The organism is Vibrio metschnikovii CIP 69.14, from assembly GCF_000176155.1.
Classification (GTDB): domain Bacteria; phylum Pseudomonadota; class Gammaproteobacteria; order Enterobacterales; family Vibrionaceae; genus Vibrio; species Vibrio metschnikovii.
On sequence record NZ_ACZO01000006.1, the window covers coordinates 588336 to 608985 of the forward strand.

The 20650-nt window shown below is 44.5% G+C and carries 19 protein-coding genes; 5 read left to right on the forward strand and 14 right to left on the reverse strand.

All coding sequences use genetic code 11. The features are described from left to right. Positions 1-2 precede the first annotated feature (2 nt). Genes VIB_RS06175 through sapA form a run of 4 tightly spaced genes read right to left on the reverse strand, consistent with a single transcriptional unit; the run spans position 3 to position 4450 of the window. Positions 3-992, reverse strand: a complete 990-nt coding sequence (locus tag VIB_RS06175; protein WP_004395112.1) for a peptide ABC transporter ATP-binding protein — start codon at positions 990-992, stop codon at positions 3-5. Further along, complete coding sequence (gene sapC, locus VIB_RS06180) at positions 992-1879, reverse strand: putrescine export ABC transporter permease SapC (RefSeq protein ID WP_004395113.1); 888 nt, start codon at positions 1877-1879, stop codon at positions 992-994. Before sapC ends, VIB_RS06175 begins: the two co-directional genes overlap by 1 nt. Then, positions 1866-2828 (reverse strand): ABC transporter permease, encoded by a 963-nt coding sequence (locus VIB_RS06185; RefSeq protein WP_004395114.1) that lies wholly within the window; start codon positions 2826-2828, stop codon positions 1866-1868. The genes sapC and VIB_RS06185 overlap by 14 nt, the downstream gene beginning before the upstream one ends. After that, entirely contained in the window at positions 2828-4450 is a 1623-nt protein-coding gene (gene sapA, locus VIB_RS06190; RefSeq protein WP_040904787.1) for an ABC transporter substrate-binding protein SapA, read from the reverse strand. The genes VIB_RS06185 and sapA overlap by 1 nt, the downstream gene beginning before the upstream one ends. A 303-nt stretch (positions 4451-4753) precedes the next feature. Here sapA and VIB_RS06200 point away from each other — a divergent pair, with 303 nt between their 5' ends. Then, positions 4754-5311 carry a DNA-3-methyladenine glycosylase I gene (locus VIB_RS06200; protein ID WP_040904250.1) on the forward strand — a complete coding sequence of 186 codons (558 nt, stop codon included), beginning with the start codon at positions 4754-4756 and terminating at the stop codon, positions 5309-5311. Between the two features lie 32 nt (positions 5312-5343). Here VIB_RS06200 and VIB_RS06205 read toward each other — a convergent pair whose 3' ends face one another. Together VIB_RS06205 and cls are read right to left on the reverse strand one after the other, a co-directional pair. Beyond that, a complete protein-coding gene (locus VIB_RS06205) occupies positions 5344-6540 on the reverse strand; it encodes a cystathionine beta-lyase (RefSeq protein ID WP_004395116.1) in 1197 nt (398 codons plus the stop codon). A 32-nt stretch (positions 6541-6572) separates the two neighbouring features. Then, complete coding sequence (gene cls, locus VIB_RS06210; protein WP_004395117.1) at positions 6573-8027, reverse strand: cardiolipin synthase; 1455 nt, start codon at positions 8025-8027, stop codon at positions 6573-6575. Positions 8028-8371: 344 nt separating this feature from the next. Between cls and VIB_RS06215 the strand changes: the two genes are divergently transcribed. Both VIB_RS06215 and VIB_RS06220 read left to right on the forward strand, forming a co-directional pair. Continuing rightward, a complete protein-coding gene (locus tag VIB_RS06215) occupies positions 8372-9706 on the forward strand; it encodes a sodium-dependent transporter (protein ID WP_004395118.1) in 1335 nt (444 codons plus the stop codon). Positions 9707-9972: 266 nt separating this feature from the next. Next, on the forward strand, positions 9973-10671 hold the full coding sequence (locus tag VIB_RS06220; protein ID WP_040904790.1) for a TIGR01621 family pseudouridine synthase: 699 nt from the start codon (positions 9973-9975) through the stop codon (positions 10669-10671). Positions 10672-10783: 112 nt separating this feature from the next. On the opposite strand, the gene VIB_RS06225 is transcribed toward VIB_RS06220, so the two are convergent. The 5 genes from VIB_RS06225 to VIB_RS06245 form a co-directional block, all read right to left on the reverse strand. Further along, on the reverse strand, positions 10784-11416 hold the full coding sequence (locus tag VIB_RS06225; RefSeq protein WP_004395120.1) for a CDP-alcohol phosphatidyltransferase family protein: 633 nt from the start codon (positions 11414-11416) through the stop codon (positions 10784-10786). Beyond that, the gene (locus VIB_RS06230; protein ID WP_004395121.1) at positions 11409-12056 is read right to left on the reverse strand and encodes an ATP-binding cassette domain-containing protein; all 648 of its coding nucleotides are present in this window, start codon (positions 12054-12056) and stop codon (positions 11409-11411) included. Before VIB_RS06230 ends, VIB_RS06225 begins: the two co-directional genes overlap by 8 nt. Before the next feature lie 3 nt (positions 12057-12059). Next, a complete protein-coding gene (locus VIB_RS06235; protein WP_004395122.1) occupies positions 12060-13718 on the reverse strand; it encodes an ABC transporter permease in 1659 nt (552 codons plus the stop codon). Between the two features lie 8 nt (positions 13719-13726). Then, positions 13727-14872, reverse strand: a complete 1146-nt coding sequence (locus VIB_RS06240) for an ABC transporter substrate-binding protein (protein WP_004395123.1) — start codon at positions 14870-14872, stop codon at positions 13727-13729. A gap of 233 nt (positions 14873-15105) precedes the next feature. After that, positions 15106-15549, reverse strand: coding sequence for an META domain-containing protein (locus tag VIB_RS06245; protein WP_004395124.1), 444 nt, complete (start codon positions 15547-15549; stop codon positions 15106-15108). Positions 15550-15756: 207 nt separating this feature from the next. Between VIB_RS06245 and VIB_RS06250 the strand changes: the two genes are divergently transcribed. Continuing rightward, a complete protein-coding gene (locus VIB_RS06250; protein WP_040904252.1) occupies positions 15757-16011 on the forward strand; it encodes a DUF1289 domain-containing protein in 255 nt (84 codons plus the stop codon). A gap of 191 nt (positions 16012-16202) precedes the next feature. Here VIB_RS06250 and VIB_RS06255 read toward each other — a convergent pair whose 3' ends face one another. Together VIB_RS06255 and VIB_RS06260 are read right to left on the reverse strand one after the other, a co-directional pair. Continuing rightward, positions 16203-16421 (reverse strand): hypothetical protein, encoded by a 219-nt coding sequence (locus VIB_RS06255; RefSeq protein WP_004395125.1) that lies wholly within the window; start codon positions 16419-16421, stop codon positions 16203-16205. 202 nt (positions 16422-16623) lie between these two features. After that, positions 16624-17880 (reverse strand): aromatic amino acid transport family protein, encoded by a 1257-nt coding sequence (locus tag VIB_RS06260; RefSeq protein WP_004395126.1) that lies wholly within the window; start codon positions 17878-17880, stop codon positions 16624-16626. A 400-nt stretch (positions 17881-18280) separates the two neighbouring features. Here VIB_RS06260 and VIB_RS06265 point away from each other — a divergent pair, with 400 nt between their 5' ends. Further along, positions 18281-19144: a DMT family transporter gene (locus VIB_RS06265; protein ID WP_040904794.1), complete on the forward strand. Its 864-nt coding sequence runs from the start codon at positions 18281-18283 to the stop codon at positions 19142-19144. Between the two features lie 97 nt (positions 19145-19241). On the opposite strand, the gene VIB_RS06270 is transcribed toward VIB_RS06265, so the two are convergent. After that, positions 19242-20621, reverse strand: coding sequence for an L-cystine transporter (locus VIB_RS06270; protein WP_004395128.1), 1380 nt, complete (start codon positions 20619-20621; stop codon positions 19242-19244). Between the last annotated feature and the right edge of the window lie 29 nt (positions 20622-20650).

The following is a 20650-nucleotide window of genomic DNA, read 5'->3' on the forward strand; positions in this document are numbered from 1 at the left end:
GATTATGGCTCCATATTCAGTGGAAAATGACAAGCAAACTTATGGCTTTTAATGAATCGAGTGGCAGGCACTTCGACACATTGACGCTGAGCATAAGGACAACGAGGTCCTAAGCGACAGCCGATCGGGAGATGTTGCAATGGGGGAATGGAGCCTGGCAATGATTGCAGCTTCTGTTTGTGAGGTATCCAATCACTGAAATCGGGCATCGCTTTGAGAAGCGCAACGGTATAAGGGTGCTTAGGCTCAGTCATGATCTTAGGTGTATCGGCGGATTCCACGGATTGACCACAATACATAACAGTGATGCGCGTTGCCCATTGGGTAATGGTGGTTAAGTCATGGCCGACTAACAAAATAGAGGTATTATTGACTTGGTTCATCCGACTGAGTAAACGTAAAATTTGTGACTGAGTAATGGGGTCCAAGTCATTTGTCGGTTCATCGGCAATCAACAATTTCGGTTTTGCTGCAATCGCCATGGCGATCATCACTTTTTGGCATTCACCATCGGTTAGCTCATAAGGGTAGCTTGCCATGATTTTACGATGGTCTTTAATACCGACTTTATGCAGTAAAGCAATGGCTTGTTTTTTCCGCCAAGTAAAACGCTCCCACCAACGCCCTTCAAAGGTACGCGAGGGGATGGATTCAATCAACTGTTCACCGACTTTATCAGAGGGGTCAAGGCAGGTTGAGGGTTCTTGAAAAATCATGGCAATATCACGAGCAATGACTCGTCTGCGTTCACGGGGGGTCAGTTGGAGCAGATCAATATTGCCAAGACGCATCCTATCGGCAGTAATTCGCCAGTTATCTTTGCTCACCCCCACAATGGCTTTAGCGACTAAGCTTTTACCTGATCCAGACTCGCCAACTAAACCTCGAATCTCGCCTTCATTCATGGTTAAGCTCATACGGTCGACCGCTTTAACTAACCCTTGCGGCGTATCAATTTCAATCGTGAGATGGCGAATATCTAACAGCGGCATTATTCCACTCCTGCATTTAAGGCTTGACGGACGCCTTCACCGACTAAGTTAATCATCACCACAGTAAACATAATCGCGATGCCGGGTAGCGTCACCGTCCAAGGTGCTAAGTAAATCAGCTCCACAGAATCACCGAGCATGGCTCCCCATTCGGTACTGGGTGATTGAGCGCCTAAACCTAAAAAACCGAGGGCTGAAATATCTAAAATCGCCACCGACAGCCCTAATGTGATCTCGGCGGCAATGACCGGTAGTACGTTAGGTAATATGGAATACCACAAGAGATAAATATCACTCGCTCCATCAAGGCGAGCGGCCAAAATATAATCTTTCTCTACCTCGTTATGTACTGCGATATAGACTGAGCGAACAAAACGCGGGATCAGGGCTAAGCCGATAGCCAATAAGACATTAAATTCGCCAGGCCCTAAGAAAGCGACGAAGATTATTGCCAGTAGCAAGGAGGGAATGGACATGACCGTATCTAATAAATGATTGAGGGTGCTTGAGAGCAGCCCTTTGGTCATGCCCGCTAAAATACCAATTAAACATCCGATGAGCACTGCGATAAAGGTGATCAATAATGCAGAACCCAAGGTTGAGCGAGATCCATCAATCAGACGAGATAAAATATCACGCCCGAAATCATCAGTGCCTAAAAAGAATTTGACGGTCCCACTGGGATCCCAAGATGGCGGCATTAATAATTCTCCTGACTGACTATGAGGATCGTGTGGTGTGATCCAATAAGAAGTCAGCGTGAGAAAAAGAACGATTAATAAACACCATAACCCAAACATAGCGAGATTATTGGCTTTAAAACTCCGCCAAAAACGCTCAAATTGGGTCGGGATGTGCTCTTCTTGGTAAATACTATTTGTTAGCATACCACTCTTTCCTTATCAGAGGGTTGACGAGGGTTCCGACGAGGTCTGATAAAATATTGGCGGTTAATACCAATACACCAATCACAATTACCCCGGCTTGCATAGATACGTAATCCTTGTTGGAGAGCGCTTCCAGCAGCCAGCGGCCGATGCCAGGCCAGTTAAAAATCGATTCGGTAATGATCGCCAGCGTCAGCATACTGGAGAGTTCAAAACCAAATTTAGGGATAATTGGTGGAATCGCGTTAGGCAGAACATGTTGGGTAATGATCCGATAATACGATAGCCCCTTAATACGAGCGGCACGAATATAGTTCTGAGCCATCACATCAGAGACAGATGCACGCATTAATCCGATCACTTGCGTGGTTGGCGCTAGAGCCAGCACTAAGCAAGGTAAAATCATATGCTCAATCACACTTTGTAGTGCATAGTGGCGATCCGGCCCTTGCGCAAGAAAGGCATCTATTAATGCAAAGCCAGTTATGGGTTGGATTTGATAAAGTAAATCATAACGTCCGGCAACAGGCAGTGCTTCATAATTGAGTGAGAATAACATGATCATCATCAGCGCGACCCAAAAAATCGGAGCCGAATAACCAGAGATTGAGGTAAAAGAAATTGCCGTATCCACCCATTTTCCTTGCTTCATACCAGCAATGGTGCCGACAGGAATTCCAATCACAAGCGCTAGGGTAAAGGCAATTAAACACAGTTCTAAGGTGGCTGGAAATACGAGCAATAGTTCGTCTATGATCGGCGTGCCATTTTTATTGACGCCAAAATTTAAACGAGCCAGTTCTTGCACATAAGACCACCAGCCTAGCCAGTAATTATCTTGTATCGTATGAGAGCTCGGATCTAATCTGAGTAAGCTATAACCGACTAAGGTTAAAATAAATAAAGTCACCACAAAGAGGTTAAAGCGACGAAACGTATAGTTAAACATTATTCACTTATCCTCTCGATGGTATTGAAAGGTTGCACATTAAATGGACTCAGTTGAAAACCCGATAGTGATGTCGTGTACGCTTTAAATTGTTTGCCATGCGCTAAAGGAATAATTGGAAACTCTTGATTCAGTATATTTTGTGCTTGGGTGTAGAGGTTAAGCCTATAGCGTGGTCGCTCGACTTCTCTTGCTAGATCAAGTAGGAAATCAAAGTCATCATTGCACCACATGGCGACATTAAGACCTGCCCGATTCGCACTACAAGAAAGTAAAGGACGTAAGAAATTGTCCGGATCGCTTGTGTGTCCAATCCAACCTGTCAGCAGTAAATCGACTTCTGTACGTTGTGGCAGTTCACCTCGTTGTAGGCGATCTTCAGCCACCAAGTGCAGTGTAATACCAACCTCGGCCAACTGAGTCTGGATTAATTCTGCGGTTTTTCTTGGACTAGGATTATAAGCCCGAGGTTCATTTGGAACCGACATGGTGAGCTCTAATCCTGAGGTAACGCCAGCTTCACGTAATAGAGCGAGCGCATAGTTACGATCATAGCGAATTTGTACCGTATCTTTTTGATAAGCCCATGAGCTTGGCGGTAGTAGGTTATAGGCGATGCTGCCGGTACCGTAGTACACCGAATCTAAGATATTTTGTCGATTGATCGCAAAATTAAGCGCTTTACGTACCCGAACATCATTCAGCGCTGGATGTGAGGTATTCACTGAAATAAAAGCAATATTCATCGCCGGCTTAGATTTGAGAGTGAGGTGTGGCTGATTTTCGATGATTGGCAGTTGACTGGCGATCGGTGACGTTAACACATCACATTCGTGACGCAGTAACTTAGCCAGCGTTCCGGTACCGCGTTGGGAAATATCAAACACCACTTGCTGCATTTTCGCCGGTCCATTCCAATAGTGTGGATGGCGACGTAAACGAATCAGATCAAGAGGTTGATACTCATCCAAATAGAACGGCCCAGTACCGACGGGATGGGTATCAATATTCGCTAATTGATTACTGGCTTGCAGTTGTTGTGCATATTCCGCCGAGAGGATGACCGCGTGCGCTGTAGAGATATTGGCTAAAAAGGTATTATCTGGTCGAGTCAGAGTAAACTTTACCGTATTAGCATCTAACGCCTCGACCTCTTTGAGAGTATTCGTGATGTTTAAGCTCGTAAACCAAGGATAACTTGCATTATTGATGCTATGAAATGGATGCGTAGGATCGATGATACGTTTGAAACTAAAGACCACGTCTTCTGCATTCAGTGCGCGGGTTGGAGTAAACCAGCGCGTGGTTTGAAACTCAACGCCGGAACGCAGGGTAAAAATATACTCGGTGCCTTGATTAGTCGCATACCACTCACTGGCTAAGCTAGGTTGAACAAAATGAGAATCAGGATCGATGGTGAGCAAGCTATTATACAATTGTGGACTTAAAGCTTCGGAAGTGATGCCACTATCAACCAACTGAGGGTTAAATGTACTAGGGCTACCTTGTCCACAATAGACAAATCCAGATTGGCGGATTTGATGATGTTCGATACTTTCACCACATCCAATTAGCAACATTAGGCCAGATAAGCCTATGGTGTATCGTAATAAACTATTCATAATAGAAGTGCGCATGTGAGCAACGAGGCTAAGCAATATCCCTTTATTCTACTTGAAGTTGTCGTACTATCATACCCAAGTAAAGCGAAGAGCCTCTTTTCTGTGAAAATTGCTGGGTTAGCGAAGAACGCTATAGTATTCGATATTAATCTTGAGCAATCGACATCGATGTTAAGCGCTAATAACATCATCGTGAAGGTTCATCACTCCTCTAGATTTGATTGCTTTTCGGTATCGGTCATCACAGTATAGCGGAATAATTTTATCCTTGAGCTAAACCAAACATCCAACGAGTAGGTAACAATGACGAGTAATTTAACCTGTCCATGGGCACTAAAGCATCCTCTTGAGCGTGAATATCACGATACGGAATGGGGCAGGCCAGCCTATCTGGATCGGGTTTTGTTTGAATTTATCACTTTAGAAGGCGCTCAGGCTGGGCTTAGTTGGTTAACGGTATTAAAAAAACGTCAGGCTTATCGACAAGCGTTTGCCAATTACGACTTGAGCGTGTTAGCTCAATACGATGATGCTGATGTTGAAGCGATCATGAGCCAGTTTGATGTGATTAAACATCGTGGAAAAATAGCGTCGGTGTTTACTAATGCTCGTGCTGCGATAGCGATACAGAAAGAATGTGGGTCATTGAGCGATAAATTATGGTCTTTTGTTGGCGGAGAGCCGAAGATCAACCACTGGCAAAGCGCAGATCAAGTTCCGGCTTACAGTGATGAGTCGAGTGCAATGAGCCACTATTTAAAGCAACACGGGTTTAAATTTGTCGGACCGACGACGTGCTATGCTTTTATGCAAGCGGTAGGTATGGTTAATGATCACCTTTTGAATTGCCCATGCCGATAACTAAAATGTTCAGTTATCGGCAAAACAAGCGTTCAGCAACGAGAGTCCAATACGGTTTGATAGCGTGCAAACCCTTGTTCAAGATCAGCAATTAAATCTTCTACCGCTTCTAAGCCAATATGTAAACGAATTAAAGTCCCGTCAAAATTGGGTCGAGAGACACTTCGTAACTGGGTAAAGCTTTTCGGTTCATTCGCTAAAATTAAGCTTTCAAAGCCACCCCAAGAATAACCCATACTAAAATGTTGCATGCCATCGAGCAGAGCGGTGGTTGCACGAGGATAGCTGGTTTTAAGAACAAACGAGAAAAGTCCGTTGCCACCAGTGAAATCACGTTGGAAAAATTCGTGTCCTGGACAACTGGCGAATGCCGGATGACGAACCTCATCCACTAAAGGATGAGTGGCTAACCAATTGGCCACCGCAAGGGCATTTTGTTGATGTTGCTGTAAACGGACCGCTAAGGTTCTTAATCCACGAAGACCTAAATAAGCATCATCAGGTGAAATGCATTGGCCCATTAAATAGCTATTTTCACGTAATTGGTCCCAATATTCCGCTTTAGCAACGGCAGTACCAAGCATCACATCGGAGTGGCCTACAATGTATTTGGTCGCCGCTTGAATCGATATGTCAACACCATGTTGTAACGCCGCAAACTGAATACCCGCAGCCCACGTGTTGTCCATCATCACAATGATATTTTGTTGATGAGCAATGCGAGCCAAGGTGGGAATATCTTGAACTTCCATGGTGATAGAGCCCGGTGACTCGGTAAATAAAATCTTGGTATTAGGCTGGATAAGAGCGCTGATCCCTTCACCAATCATCGGGTCATAATACGTCGTTTCAACCCCAAATTTTTTGAGTATGGTGTTACAAAAATCACGCGTTGGTTCATAACAGGTATCGACCATTAATAAGTGATCGCCGGATTGAACAAAGGCCAGAATTGCGTTACTGATCGCCGCAGCACCGCAAGGGTAGAGGGCGCAACCTGCACCGTCTTCTAATTCACTCATCGCTTCTTGAAAGGCGAAATGAGTGGTGGTTCCTCGGCGACCATAAAAAAGAGTCTTATTGGCTCGATTCACCGTCGCGTGATGCTTATCGGCAACCGTATCAAAAACAATGGTTGATGCGCGTTGAACCGGAGGGTTGACACTACCTTGTGTCCATTTTTTATCTCGACCAGCAGTGATCAATTGAGTCTTTTTATTGTGTGACATGTCAGAGTCCTTGTCTAAAGTTTCCTAGTCGATTACAGAAGAGGATTGAACAGATAAAATACCCGCTCTAAAAAGCGATGACCTAAGGATCGCTTCTCCCACTCACTGGCTTGGACGGCTTGAGATTGGTCGATATAACTTTGTTGTTGCCAATACAATTGCTGAGTGAACTCTTGATCATCAACGGCTAGCGTGACTTCAAAATTAAGCCATAAGCTGCGCATATCAAGATTCACGGTGCCGACTAAACAGAATTTTTGGTCAATAACAACCGATTTAGTATGCAGTAATCCACCATGAAATTCGTAAATAGTGACGCCTGCTGCAAGCAATTCTTCGTAAAATGAACGAGAAGCCCATTGCACCATCATTGAGTCATTTTTTTGCGGAATAATCAATTCAACCGTGATCGCACGTTGCGCCGTCATTTTTAATGTGGCCAATAAATCAGCACTTGGCACAAAGTAAGGCGTGGTAATCCGTACGGATTGATTGGCTTGATGCATAGCAAGAATCAGTACTTGTAAGATCAAGTGCTCTGGCATTCCCGGTCCGGATGGCACGACTTGTATCGGGTGTTGGGGTTGACTTGTATCGAGTTGGCATTCTGGAATATTAGGCAACATCCGCGACCCAGTTTCTACCTCCCAATCCCAACAATGGATAGCTGAGAGGACATTAACGGTAGGCCCAGTGATACGTACCATAATATCAATCCATTGCCCGACGCCGGAGTCTTGCTTGAAAAACGCAGGGTCGACCATGTTCATTGAGCCAGTGTAAGCAATGCTATCATCGATAACGATAATTTTACGGTGCTGACGAAGATCTAAACGGCGAAATAGCATCCGCCAAGGACTGACTTGCAACGCTTCAACGACATGAATGCCAGAACTGCGCATTAATTTGTACCAATGACTACGGAAAAATTTCGGGCTTCCTGCGGAGTCGAGCAATAGTTTGACATCGACGCCGCGTTTAGCCGCCTGAATTAAAGCCGAGCCAACGGCATCAGCCAAACCGCCGGGATACCAGATATAAAACTCCATGCGAATATTATGTTGTGCTTTTTCGATATCAGCGATGATCGAATGGAGGATTTCATTAGGCGAATTTTGCAGTGAGAGTGTATTGCCGCTTAACGCCGGAATTCCCATGCGACGGTTGCACAGCTCATCAATTTTATAAATATGAGCGCCCATGGTTTCAGGCATATGCGCTTGGCAATCATTGAGCGAACGAAACCATTCACCAAACGGTTTAAACATCTCTTTTGCTCGTTCGGCTCTGGTTCGGCCAAGGTTCAGCTCCCCGAACATGAAGTAACAGATCACGCCGACAATAGGAATGATGTAAATGATCATTAACCAAGCGAGAGAGACGCTCATGGCCTTACGTTTAAGAACAACGCGCAGAGTGACCCCGGCGACCAGTAGCCAATAAATCACGATGCTTGCTAACGTTAAAAAGTGATAAATCTTATCCATATACTCACGGTATTGATTGTTGTCTATGTGGATAGTAAAGGGAAAGCGTCAGAGAAGGAAGGATTGAAAGGTGATATGAAACAGAACTGTACAAAAAAGTGATCGTTAAAAGAAGAATGCGGTGGAGGAACCTAAGATGAACAATTGGTCGAACAAAAAAGTACCAAACAGACAAAAGAGGCTTCATCTTGGTGTTTATTTAGAGCGTTCGGACTTCCAATTTTATAATTAAACTGTTTTACTTGCTATATCCACGTTGATAGTCGTGCTTTGTTTTGGTGTATATTTTTTTGTACACACTAAGGGCGGTTAGCGCGTTTACAATAACATGATGGTATCTATTTATGGCGAGTAGTTCTCGAGGCCAATTCACCTCCCGATTTGGTTTTATTATGGCAGCAGCTGGTTCTGCAGTCGGTTTGGGTAATGTTTGGGGGTTTCCGACTCAAGCTGCGAGTAACGGCGGTGCGGTTTTTTTAATCGTCTATTTACTGATGGTGTTTTTATTGGCGTTTCCTATGCTGGTGGCCGAATTGACCGTAGGGCGTTATGGGCAATCTAACCCGATACGCTCGTTTCGTTCGGTATGGCCAAAAGGCAAGTTCGGTGCCATCTTACTTGGCGTTATCGGCATGGTCGTCGTCTCTTTAATTCTCAGTTTTTACGCGATTGTTGCTGGTTGGTTATTGGGTTCATTATTTGGTAGCAGTTTAGAATTGGTAGGCATAGAGAGCGCTAGCCAATGGTTAACCACTTTTAGTACCGAACGTAACTTAATTCTGATGATGGCTTTTATGGCTCTGACCATGTTTGTGGTCAGTAATGGCGTCGCAAATGGGATTGAAAAGTGGTCGACTCGTCTGATGCCTCTGCTATTTATCCTATTTGGTTTATTGACGGTGTATATTTTCACTCAGCCAGGCGCATGGGATGGGTTAACCATGTACTTAGTACCCGATTTCAGTCATCTGACACCGCAACTGATTGTCAGTGCGATGGGACAAGCGTTCTTTTCTCTCTCATTGGGTGTGTGTGTGATGACCACTTATGGCTCTTATCTGAAGAAAGAGACCAACATCCCTAAAACGGCCGCTCAGGTAGCACTGATTGATACTGGTGTTGCTTTTATTGCTGGTTTGATGATCTTACCTGCGATGTTTGTGGCTAAACATAATGGCGTAGAAATTTTTTCTGCCTCGGGTGAGTTACTCAATTCAGATACCTTGGTGTTTACGGTTTTACCTGCCATGTTTGATACCATGGGCACCGTCGGGACATTAATCGGTTTAGTGTTCTTCTTATTGATGGTCATTGCTGCCCTGACTTCATCAATATCCATGCTTGAAGTGCCCGTGGCGTGTGCCACTGAAGAGTTGCAGCAGAGCCGCCGCTCGGCGGTGTTGTGGATTGGCGGTTTAGTTACGTTGTTTTCAGCGGTGATTGTCTTTAATTTCTCGGCGTTATTTGGTCTGGTGATTCAGTTTACTACCGTTTATTCACAACCAATTATTGCTCTCTTGATCACTTTAATGGTCGGGTGGATTTGGCATCGTAATCACATTCTCAATGAGTTAAAGCAAGGTTATCCAGAAATAGAACAAAGCTGGTTTTGGAAAATTTGGCCTACGTATGTGCGTATCGTCTGTCCTGTGTTGATGTTATTGGTCTTTTTTGCCTAATTAACCTGCTTAATTTTCGCCCTAAACACCGTCTGCCATGACGGTGTTTGCGTTTACGGGGGATTAAATAAGTGATTATGAACTTTCAGCATTTGCTGACGTCTAGCTACCACTCCACTTTGTTCGCGATAGAAGCCTTCGGTTTCGCTTATTAACTAAACCTAGGTGAAACTTAGCCGTTGCTTTATGATCCTCGGTCTCAATTTATTATTCATCTACAGTCTGAAGTCGCCGTAGGTGAATATCGTTTTTATTCGGAAAATACCATGTTTGATATAGTTGTGACGCATACGGATTTTTTAGTCGTTAATAAACACCCTAATGTTTCTGTTCATAAAGATGATGGGGAGACGATGTTGCTGCATGAAGTCGGGCAGCAAAGTGGCGATACACAACTGTATTTGGTGCATCGCTTAGATAAAATGACCTCTGGTTTGCTACTGCTCGCCCGCAATGCAGCGGCAGCCAGTGAATTGTCGCGGGCTTTTGCTAAGCGAAAGGTTGAGAAATATTATCTCGCGATAGGTGCCAAAAAACCGAAGAAGAAACAAGGGTTGATCAGTGGTGATATGCAACGTTCACGTCGAGCCAGTTGGAAACTCGTACCAACTTATGATAACCCAGCCATCACACAATTTTTCTCTTTACCGGCTGAGCCAGGCGAACGGCTGTTTTTATGTAAACCGCACACTGGCAAAACCCACCAAATTCGAGTAGCACTCAAATCGATAGGCTCGCCTATCGTCGGTGATCCTATTTATTTGCCGACTAGCCAAGCGGATCGTGGGTATCTGCATGCTTTTGCTTTGCGTTTTTCTTTTCAGGGCACACACTTTGAGTTTGTTTGTGATCCAAGAAATGCCCCTCTGCTGGGCGAAAAATGGTCTTCGCCTATGGTTAGTCAAGGTATTGATAACTGGATTAAACCTTGGAATATCCTCTGGCCGGAGATCAAAGCTCGCTAAGCGAAGTGTTGTGATTAGCCGCTATATTAACCGTTGAATAGTGTCGTTCTATTTCGACCAAAACGGATTACCCATTAGTGACGCCGTCACTAATGGGTTGTGTCGGAACGTCTTAATGTGAGTTATTGGTTTTCTCTAATGTTGATAGTGTATGAAAACCAGAATAGAGCCGTGTTCCAGTCGTTATCCAACAAGCCGCTGCAAACAGATAGGCAATCAGTGAAAAATAGTCAGGAAAGAGACAAAATAGAACCAAACAAACGATCGTTTCTGTCCCTTCGGTTAATCCACTCATATAATACAAAGACTTATGCTGATAAACAGGGTTGATGATCCCGTGCTTGCTGGCCATGACGGCAAAAGCGAGAAAACTGCACCCAGTACCAATGAACGAAAAAATCAAAAAAGCGCCCGCAATGCTGTTGGCTTCTGGATTCGCGAGAATAAAACCAAAAGGGATTAACGAATAAAACAGAAAATCTAAGCTAATATCGAGAAATCCGCCTGCATCAGTGAGTCCTTGAATTCGCGCTAATGCTCCATCCAGCCCATCACAAAGTCGGTTAGCGAGGATCAGCCATAAAGCCAAGGTATACTGCTCTAATAATAACGCTGGAAAAGCCAAACACCCCAAAGCAAAACCGAAGAGTGTCACCTGATTTGCGGTCACGTTGAGTTCATCCAATTGTTCTGCCGCATAGGATAAGGGGCGGCGAATAACCGGGATAATGTAGCGATCAAGCATTGAGTTGCTCCTCAGGCCATTGGATTACACGATCACAGTGAAGCACATCTTCTTCATCATGAGTGACCATTAAGGTTGGAATTTGCGAGGCTTTTAACTGTTCAAATACCCACTGGCGAAATTGTATCCGTAATGTTTTATCTAATTTACTGAATGGTTCATCAAGTAGCGCTAGGCGAGGTTGAGCGAGCAGCATACGCAGCAAACTGACTCTGGCTCTTTGTCCACCCGACAGTTGGTCTGGGAAAGACTCCGCTAACGCGAGTAACGATACGTTCTCTAAAGCTTGTTGCGCTTGTCGTTTGCGATGTTGGCCTTTGACTGCATTGGGTAAGGCAAAGGCTAAATTTTCCCACACATTCAGATGCGGAAATAGCAAATCATCTTGGAACAATAAACCAATTTGGCGTTGATGTGGGCGCAGCGTCGTTAGATCTTGTTGATTGAATGTCATCTCTCCACGATAACGAAAATCGGTGGGTAAATGTCCGGCAATAACATTGAGTAAGGTCGACTTACCACAGCCGCTTGGCCCCATTAGGCTGACGATCTCACCTCGATGAATGGTTAAATCAAAATGGCTTAGCAGCGGCTGGCCATCTGGCTTATGTAGGGTAAGGTTTTTGAGATAAAAACTCATTAGTTAACGGCTTCTTGTTAAAGATTGAGGCTGAAAGGCGCGACTAAGAATAATCGCAAGCAAGAAAAAAATGAACGGTAACACGGCTTGCCAAAGAGCATAAATAGCCATTACCCGGCGGTCAAAACCACTGGATAGTGTCACCGCTTCGGTAGTAATGGTAGCGAAGCGACCGCCTCCAAGCATCAGCGTTGGTAAATATTGCGCTAAACTCACACTAACCCCTACCGCCCAAGCGTAGAGCATAGCCGGCCTTAATAAGGGGGCTTTAACTCTACAAAAGATAGACCAATCACTTTTACCTAAACTGGCGGCGATTTTATGGTAGTCAGCAGGGTAGCTTTTCCATGCCCCATCAAGCGCAAGATACACCAGCGGAAAGGCAAAGAAGAGATGCCCCCAAACAACCCATAAGACATAGTTTGAGCCTGAGATCAGTAAAGTGAGAATTTGTACGCCAAACAATAAAGAGAGTGCAGGGACTAGCATTGGCATGACAATCAAATAGGTCGGTACTGAGCGAGGCGAAGCTTGACGATACTCATGAGTGAGGACAGCAAAAAACAGTGCTAGGCTACCACTGACCAGCGCTAAACCAACACTTTGATAGAGAGCGGGGAGCATGGTTGGCCACTCCGCTAGCCAAAAACGCCAGCTGTATTCGCTGGGCCACAACTCAGGAAAACGCCAACGCTGAGCAATGCTCCATAGCATCATCAGAGGGAAAATACTCAAAGAAATAAAGCACACTAAACAGAGTAAGCTTTTTCCTGGTAAGAATAAGGCGTAACGGCCTGACCACATCCATTTTCGGCATAAGCCCAAGAGTATGCGCTCAATCAGTAATACTAACAGCAGCATGATACTCGCTAATCCTAAGAGCAGTAACGTGCCAGCGGCGGCGCGGGGAATTTGCTGCAGATCGGCATCACTGAACCATTGCCAGACTAAGACTGCGAAGGTCGGAGGGGTATTCGGACCTAAAATTAGACTGAGATCGACCACCGAAATACCGTAGCTAGTGACAGCAAATAAGGCAAACCGCATTTTAGATAGCCATTGTGGAAAAACCAACTTACACCAAGCTTGACGAGGTGAGTAGCCGAGAGAGGCCGCAACGGTGAGTAAGGATGGAATGCGTAACTGTTGTACCACTGAGAGGCTCATCAAAAGTAGAAAAGGAACTTCTTTTAATGCTAAGGCGATAGTGAGTCCCAGCGCGTAGGGATCTTGAACTAGCCAAGTGGCACCTTGAGTGGAGGGTTGATAGCCCGACATGGAATGGATCAAACGCGAAACCATTCCTGTTGGTGCAAATAGGAAGGCAAAGCCAATCGCAAAAGCTACATGAGGAAGAGCAAGCAGCGCGGATAACGCATGTTCAACCCTTCGCCAATATGGAGAGTGCCAAAGCGAGGCTAAAATAGCAAAACTGATCGCTAAGGCAAGGTAGGTACTCAATAGGGTTGAGCTAAGCGAGAGCAGCAATGAACGTTCAATACCGGTCCATTGCCAAACTTGTTGAAAAGCCTCAACGCCAACACTATTCAATCCTACGGCAGGGATATAACCCAACGCAGAGCTGACGATACCGAGCACTCCAGGAATGATCGGCGCAACGCAAATCAGCAGTACGCCCCAATAAGCCAGTCGTAATCGCATAGTAATCGTTATTGACGATGACCGTAACGACGCTGCCACTCTTCCCCTAACGCAGTTTGCCAACTGGGATGAGGTTCGTCTATTGAAGGATACAATTTCGAACGGCTGGCAGAGCCGCTAAGGTGCTGCCTTTGGATCACGGCAGGGTCACCCCAAATGGCTAAATCCCCTTTACGAGATTGGGCTTCTGGGCTGAGTAAAAAGTTGATTGTCACTAAAGCCCCCGCTTTGGCATTGGCATTCCAAGGGATGGCTAAAAAATGAATATTGGTTAAAGCGCCGTTTTGCATCGCGTAACTTTGTGTACTTTTCGACAGCTTACCCGCAGCCTGAGCGGCAAAAACAGCATTAGGATTAAAAGTAATCGCAAGATCAATTTGTCCATCATCCAGTAATTGGAGCATTTCTGATGAGCCAGATGGAAATTGTCGCCCTGATCGCCAAGCGACAGTGTGCAGTTGATCCAAATAATCCCATAACGGTTTAGTGATGATAGGGAAAGACGCGTGATCAACCGGTAAACCTAATGCAGCATTGTTCGCGGTTAATTCAATCAATAATGCTTTAAGAAAACTGGCACCATGAAATTCAGGTGGGCGAGGGTAAGTAATCCGGTTAGGGTATACCTTGGCATAACTGAGCAACTCTGCGAAAGATTGTGGGGGATTATTGAGCTTTTGGTGGTCGTGAATAAACACCAACTGACCGACTCCCCAAGGGGCTTCTAACCCTTCTGTCGGTTCAGCAAAATCACGATCGACCGGAAGTGATGAGTCGACGATTGCCCAGTTGGGTAGCATGTCAACGATTGGGCCGTATAATAATCCATTATCTTTCATCGACTTGAAATTAGCACCATTGATCCATACCATGTCAACACTACCAGCATCGTGACGGCCTGCGGCTTTCTCTGCGACTAGTCGGCTGGCCGTTTCGGCAATATCAGATACCTTCACATGCACTAAATTGATGTCGTGCTGTTGTTTGAGTTGTACAGCCGCCCAACGTAAGTAGTTGTTAACTTCTTGACTGCCACCCCAAGCATGGAAATAGACCGTCTCTCCCCGAGCTTGTTGAGTGATGTCTTGCCAAGATTGAGCGTGAAGCGCAAACGACAGTAAACTTGCGCAAAGTAGAGCTAGCCAATTTTTCATTATTATCCTTAATCTCTTTTTCTACTGAGGTTGACAGTGCTATCGGCAATGCGGAGTCATTTTGCTGCAATAACTCGCTGCCCTCGCTCTTTATCGAACCGCCATATCGATCCATTATGAAGGAAAATCATTAAATAAGTTAATCTTCTGTGTAACAAAATTGGCTTAATAAAAAAGACAGCAAAAAGCTGTCTTTTTTATTACTCACTGTGAACATGAAAAACCGATGGCTTTTACTTAACCCAATCACTCAACGTGAAAGTAAGTGTATGTGCTTGGTTTTTTAAGGTTAGTGTTTCTTCGGTTAATGTTACGTCATTCCAGTCGCTCAATGATTGAGAGACGAGTTGCTCGGTATCCATAACATCACCGATACACATTTTCATCGTCATGCCCATTCTTTCAATACGCAGTTTGTTATCTTTTAGCTCGGCTTGACCGAAAAAGTTGTTACAGCCGGCATTACCACTGGCCATCATTTTTTCGCCAAACTCGAGTCTTGGTGCGTCATAATGCTCATCCATGACCAACGGCTGCCCATCGATATGAGTCAGTTGCCAATGATGATGTTGCAGTACGTCGGCAGTAATCTCGGTTTTATCTTGGTAACCAGCACAAGCAGAGAGTAAGACAGGTAAGGATATTGCGGCAAGTAGGGCTTTTGAACTAAGCTTCATGTGAGAACTCCTAATCAACAATCGGACATCAAATAGCATCAGGACAACCTAATCACGTTAAGTTGATGAGATGATTGGCATAGAGTATAACGAGCCATGATTAAGTTGTGTTAGCGGACTGTCATGCCTAAAGCGTATGCGATCATGAGCTAATCGCTAACCGAATTGTTTATGGGGTCAGATAGGGCATAAAACAATGGAGTGGTTATGGAGCAATTGGAGTTTTTCCAGATCCCAAGCCCTTGTGTGGGTGTCTGTAGCGTGGATGAAAAAGGCTATTGTCAGGGCTGTATGCGTAAAAGAGAGGAACGCTTTACGTGGTTAGATATGACGCCAGCTCAGCAACTGCATGTCATTCATCTTTGTCGGCAACGTTATCGGCGCAAACAACGATCGCAGCAAAGTCAAGCCAATAAGAGGATGGAAATGGCTAACGAGGATCGACAAAACGAACTGTTCTAGTCGCTCGGCTTCGTACTTTTAGGTGAATGACATTCGATGAACGGCGGTAAAAAGTGTCACATGAAATTCATTTCTAATCACACTATGGTTGGTAATACCCTAAGGACGACTATCTGCACATCCAATCGAGTTCGACGTTTGGCCTTCGCATCGGTAGGGTATCAGCAATAAAGTGGTTCGCGAGAGTCGGACTATTTATTATCCCAGTTATCGCTAACCCATCCACCGGCATGCTCATCAAAATGCAAACCTGAGAAAATCCGTTTCGGTTCTTGTTTCGGTTGACTGGTTTTGTTGTGAATTAATGTATTGATGTATTGCGCCATAGGATCGGCATTGGTGGGAGAGGTGTTGCGTTTTGCAACTTCTTTAATCATTTGCAGACGCGAAGTTGCGCTAGAGCGTTTCATGGAATAGCCTCCTAATGTGATGAAGATTACATTACAAGGTACGACCTGGTTAAATATTAGTCAACAAGTTCTGCGAGTATTTTAACTAAAGTATGATGATGATTGATCTTACCCCTTGATAAATAAGTCGCTTCTCCATCACCATAACACGCCCCTCTCCACCGATGAGATTCCAGTGGAGGGGAGGAGATGTCACCGAGACTTAATGGAGTAAGCGATAAAGCAAAGCAGAGACTGCCATCATGCCAATGGCAAATACAAAGTAAGTGCTTAGGTGTTTTTTATAACCAGTGAGAGCGTTAACACGATAGACGGCAATCATTGGCATGATAAATAAAATTAACGCGATAACGGGCCCAGATAACGCTTCCATCATACCTAAAATACTTGGATTGAGTATTGCCGCTACCCAAATAGTCACAAATAGAAATCCAATCCCTAATTTATTAGCCTGAGCGTAATTCAGAGAGCTGTGCTTAGTCAGTAATCCATTTAAGCTTTCACGAGCCCCTAAAAAATGCCCTAAGAAAGAGGAAGTAATCGCAATAAAAGCCACCAGTGGGCCGAGCGTTGCAATAAACGGATTATCAGTCGCGTTCGCTAAGTAAGACAAAATAGATAAGTTTTGCGTCTTAGCGTCAAGGAGTTGCTCTGGGGATAGCGTTAACACACATGAAAAAACAAACAGCAATACAAAAGCAATCAGCACTATGCTGGTGCGTTTTAGTATCTGTTCACTTTTCTTTAAGGCTTGTTGCCGATAATAGCGTCGCTGCTTATGAGCAAAACTCGAAATAGCCGCAGCATAACTGAATGAAAAAACAATCACCGGCACTGATAGCCAAGCGGTATGAATAAATTCCCCAGCACTCGGCAGAGCAAGAGAAGGCAGATGCCAGCGTGGAATTAAATAGAGTGATAGAGCGGCTAAAATGGCCGCGAGAGGATAAACCATGACGGCAAATGTGCGTAACATGATTTTTTCACCGCTGAGCATAATCGCAATCAAGCCACTGACAAGAACACCGGACAGTAACCAACGAGGCAGAGCGCTGAGCTGTGCTTGGTTAACCCAGAAACTATCAACAGTATTGGTCAGTCCCACGCCATAGATCAATAAGATAGGGAAAATAGACAGAAAGTATAACCAAGCAATGGCTCTGCCGGCCGTGACTCCAAAGTGTTCTTCAACCACATCCGTAAAGTCACTGTTAGGATGAGCAGAAGATAAAACGAATCTTGCTAGGCCGCGATGAGAGTAGTACGTCATTGGGTAGGCGAGAAGCGCCATAATCAATAACGGCCAAAACCCACCAAGCCCTAGATTAATGGGTAAAAAAAGAATGCCAGCACCGACGGCGGTACCAAATAAGCTGAGTGACCAATAAGTGTCATGTCGATTCCAGGCGGTCTTTTCTGGAGTGATGCTGAAATGCAATGTTTCTTGGGAGTCTTTCACTGAAATTAGAGCCATAAAGAAATGATAATGTGGTAAAACTTATCACATTTAGTGGATGAAGGCTTTTTGTGGTGGTGGTCACATTCACTGATTAATCCTAAGTTGCCGGCCCAATGGAACTATGTAAAAGTGAAAATATTGGTTTTTTATTCTAATTTAATTGTTTTATTGGTTTTTAATTTCTATTTTAAGTTAATTTTTAGAGTTGTATGAATGTGAGAACGGCTGTTCTTGATGATTCAGATATCGAATCAATCTCTATTTATGTGTCGCTTGCAGATGGGTTGTTAACACGTTATAGCAAAGCTAAATCATTGATATTTAGTCGATGAAGAGTGGTTTTATTTTTACATTTGGCGCACAATCTGTTCACTCTTTCCTGCCTTTGTGTGACCTTACCATGATGGTTAAATTTCGCGCTGAATCGATTTTTGTATTAACAACATTGCTCGCCGCTGCGGGTTGGGTGTTTTCAAAACAAGCCATTGAAGAATTACCACCGTTTGGCTTTATTGGCTTGCGATTTATTACCGCTTCTCTGATTTTACTGCCGTTTTGTTTCCCTGCTTTAAAAAAAGCCTCTCGACAAGATTGTCTGCGCGCAATGGGGGTTGGCGTCTTTTTAGGGGGTTCGCTTTTTTGCTGGATACATGCGATTTCATTAAGTCCCACCTTGGGCGAAGGCGCATTCATCATGAGTTTGTCGATGCTATTTGTGCCTTTACTTGCTTGGCCGCTACACGGCAATCGACCGAATCGAGCTTTTTGGCTGGCTTTTCCAATTGCAGTATTAGGATTGTTTTTGCTCTCTTGGAATGGCGCTTGGCAAATTGCGGTCAATCAGTTGTGGTTTTTAGCGGCGGCGATGGGGCTGGCATTACATTTTAACTTCAACAGTCAATACTCCGCAAAATTGCCCGCAATGTTATTAACCACGTTACAGCTTTTTACTGTCGGTTGTTTGGGGGTATTGCTCTGTTGGCTCTTCGAGCGTTGGCCAGAATCGGTAAGTATTATGACTTGGAAGTGGTTTGCATTGAGTGTGTTATTGGCCACGAGCTTGCGATATCTGATGCAAACTATTGGTCAAAAGCATGCTAATCCGACCAATGCAGCTTTATTAATGTTATTGGAACCTGTGTGGACATTGATTCTTAGTATGCTGGTTTATGCGGAAACCATGCCTTTGAATAAGATCCTTGGTTGTGCTTTGTTACTTTCGGCGTTAGCACTGTATCGTTTAGGGATCCTGCGTTGGCGATAATTAACACGACAATTAAGTCATCATTGATAGAAAAAAGATACAAAAAAGCCGACTAATATACAGGTCGGCTTTTTAGTGTTTAAGCAATCGTTAATGATTAAGACGCTTGGGCACTTTGTGTTTCAGCTTCTGGCTCATGAGTTTGCTTCATGAGTCGACTGGTGATGGTACCCGCTGTCATTGATCCTGACACATTAAGTGCAGTACGTGCCATATCAATCAAAGGCTCAATCGAGATAAGCAGTGCTGCGATTGTCACAGGTAATCCCATCGCTGGAAGTACAATCAGCGCGGCAAACGTTGCGCCACCACCGATCCCAGCAATACCAAACGAGCTAATGGTGATCATGGCAATCAATGACAAGATGAAATGGATATCCAGAGGGTTGATCCCCATTGAGGGAGCAACCATCACCGCGAGCATTGCTGGATAAATTCCGGCACAGCCATTTTGTCCAATTGTCGCTCCAAACGAGGCTGACAAGTTAGCAATCACTGGTGGTACATTAAGCTTAGTGATCTGAGCTTCGACGTTTAATGGAATGGTGGCCGCCGAGCTACGTGAAGTAAACGCGAAAGTCAGTACTGGCCAAATTTTTTGGAAATAGGTTTTAGGGTTAACGCCAACCAAGGCAACCAGTAAACCATGTACAACAAACATCAAAGCAATCGCGAGGTAAGAAGCGACGATAAAGCCGAGCAAGTTTAAAATATCGCTCGCGCTTGATGTTGCAACCATTCTCGCCATCAGTGCGGCAATACCGTAAGGTGTGAGGGCGATGATCATTTTAACCAAGCGCATCACAATGGATTGCAGTGCATCAACAAAGAGGCGAATAGGCGCTTCAAGCTGTTCTTTCTCTTGCATCACTTTACGTGCAGCAATACCAACTAAGATACCGAAAATAACCACTGCGATAATTGAAGATGAACGGGCGCCAGTCAGATCAGCAAAAGGATTCGATGGAATAAAGCCGATCAGCATTTGCGGAATGGTTAAGTTAGCGACCGTTGATGCGCGGGATTCAAGTTGTCCCATCCGAGCAACTTCACGTGTCCCTTCGGTTAGCCCTTCTGCGGTTAAGCCAAACGCATGAGTGATCAAAATACCAATCAAAGCGGCAATCGCTGTTGTGAACAGCAAAATTGAGATGGTGAGAAAAGAGATTTTACCCAATGAACCGCTGTTATCCAGTTTCACCACGGCAGAAATCATCGATACTAATACTAATGGCATGATAACCATTTTCAGTAGTTCGACATAGCCGCTGCCAACAATGGAAATCCATGAAAGTACATCACGGATAATAGGGCTGCCTTCGTTAAAAATAAGCTGAAGGGCAAGTCCAAATACACTACCAAGCACTAGACCTAATAGAACTAAGCGCGATAACGAATGGCTTTTTTTCTGTTGACCAAACAGGAACAGCAAAATACCGACAAATACCGCGAGCATAGCGATAGCTGCAACTGACATAATAGACATCCTTAACAGGGATAAAACAA

Bases quoted from the DNA above. Each gene is read 5' to 3' on its own strand.
- VIB_RS06175 (WP_004395112.1), bottom strand. From the start codon at position 992: ATGCCGCTGTTAGATATTCGCCATCTCACGATTGAAATTGATACGCCG.
- sapC (WP_004395113.1), bottom strand. From the start codon at position 1,879: ATGCTAACAAATAGTATTTACCAAGAAGAGCACATCCCGACCCAATTT.
- VIB_RS06185 (WP_004395114.1), bottom strand. From the start codon at position 2,828: ATGTTTAACTATACGTTTCGTCGCTTTAACCTCTTTGTGGTGACTTTA.
- sapA (WP_040904787.1), bottom strand. From the start codon at position 4,450: ATGAATAGTTTATTACGATACACCATAGGCTTATCTGGCCTAATGTTG.
- VIB_RS06200 (WP_040904250.1), top strand. From the start codon at position 4,754: ATGACGAGTAATTTAACCTGTCCATGGGCACTAAAGCATCCTCTTGAG.
- VIB_RS06205 (WP_004395116.1), bottom strand. From the start codon at position 6,540: ATGTCACACAATAAAAAGACTCAATTGATCACTGCTGGTCGAGATAAA.
- cls (WP_004395117.1), bottom strand. From the start codon at position 8,027: ATGGATAAGATTTATCACTTTTTAACGTTAGCAAGCATCGTGATTTAT.
- VIB_RS06215 (WP_004395118.1), top strand. From the start codon at position 8,372: ATGGCGAGTAGTTCTCGAGGCCAATTCACCTCCCGATTTGGTTTTATT.
- VIB_RS06220 (WP_040904790.1), top strand. From the start codon at position 9,973: ATGTTTGATATAGTTGTGACGCATACGGATTTTTTAGTCGTTAATAAA.
- VIB_RS06225 (WP_004395120.1), bottom strand. From the start codon at position 11,416: ATGCTTGATCGCTACATTATCCCGGTTATTCGCCGCCCCTTATCCTAT.
- VIB_RS06230 (WP_004395121.1), bottom strand. From the start codon at position 12,056: ATGAGTTTTTATCTCAAAAACCTTACCCTACATAAGCCAGATGGCCAG.
- VIB_RS06235 (WP_004395122.1), bottom strand. From the start codon at position 13,718: ATGCGATTACGACTGGCTTATTGGGGCGTACTGCTGATTTGCGTTGCG.
- VIB_RS06240 (WP_004395123.1), bottom strand. From the start codon at position 14,872: ATGAAAAATTGGCTAGCTCTACTTTGCGCAAGTTTACTGTCGTTTGCG.
- VIB_RS06245 (WP_004395124.1), bottom strand. From the start codon at position 15,549: ATGAAGCTTAGTTCAAAAGCCCTACTTGCCGCAATATCCTTACCTGTC.
- VIB_RS06250 (WP_040904252.1), top strand. From the start codon at position 15,757: ATGGAGCAATTGGAGTTTTTCCAGATCCCAAGCCCTTGTGTGGGTGTC.
- VIB_RS06255 (WP_004395125.1), bottom strand. From the start codon at position 16,421: ATGAAACGCTCTAGCGCAACTTCGCGTCTGCAAATGATTAAAGAAGTT.
- VIB_RS06265 (WP_040904794.1), top strand. From the start codon at position 18,281: ATGATGGTTAAATTTCGCGCTGAATCGATTTTTGTATTAACAACATTG.
- VIB_RS06270 (WP_004395128.1), bottom strand. From the start codon at position 20,621: ATGTCAGTTGCAGCTATCGCTATGCTCGCGGTATTTGTCGGTATTTTG.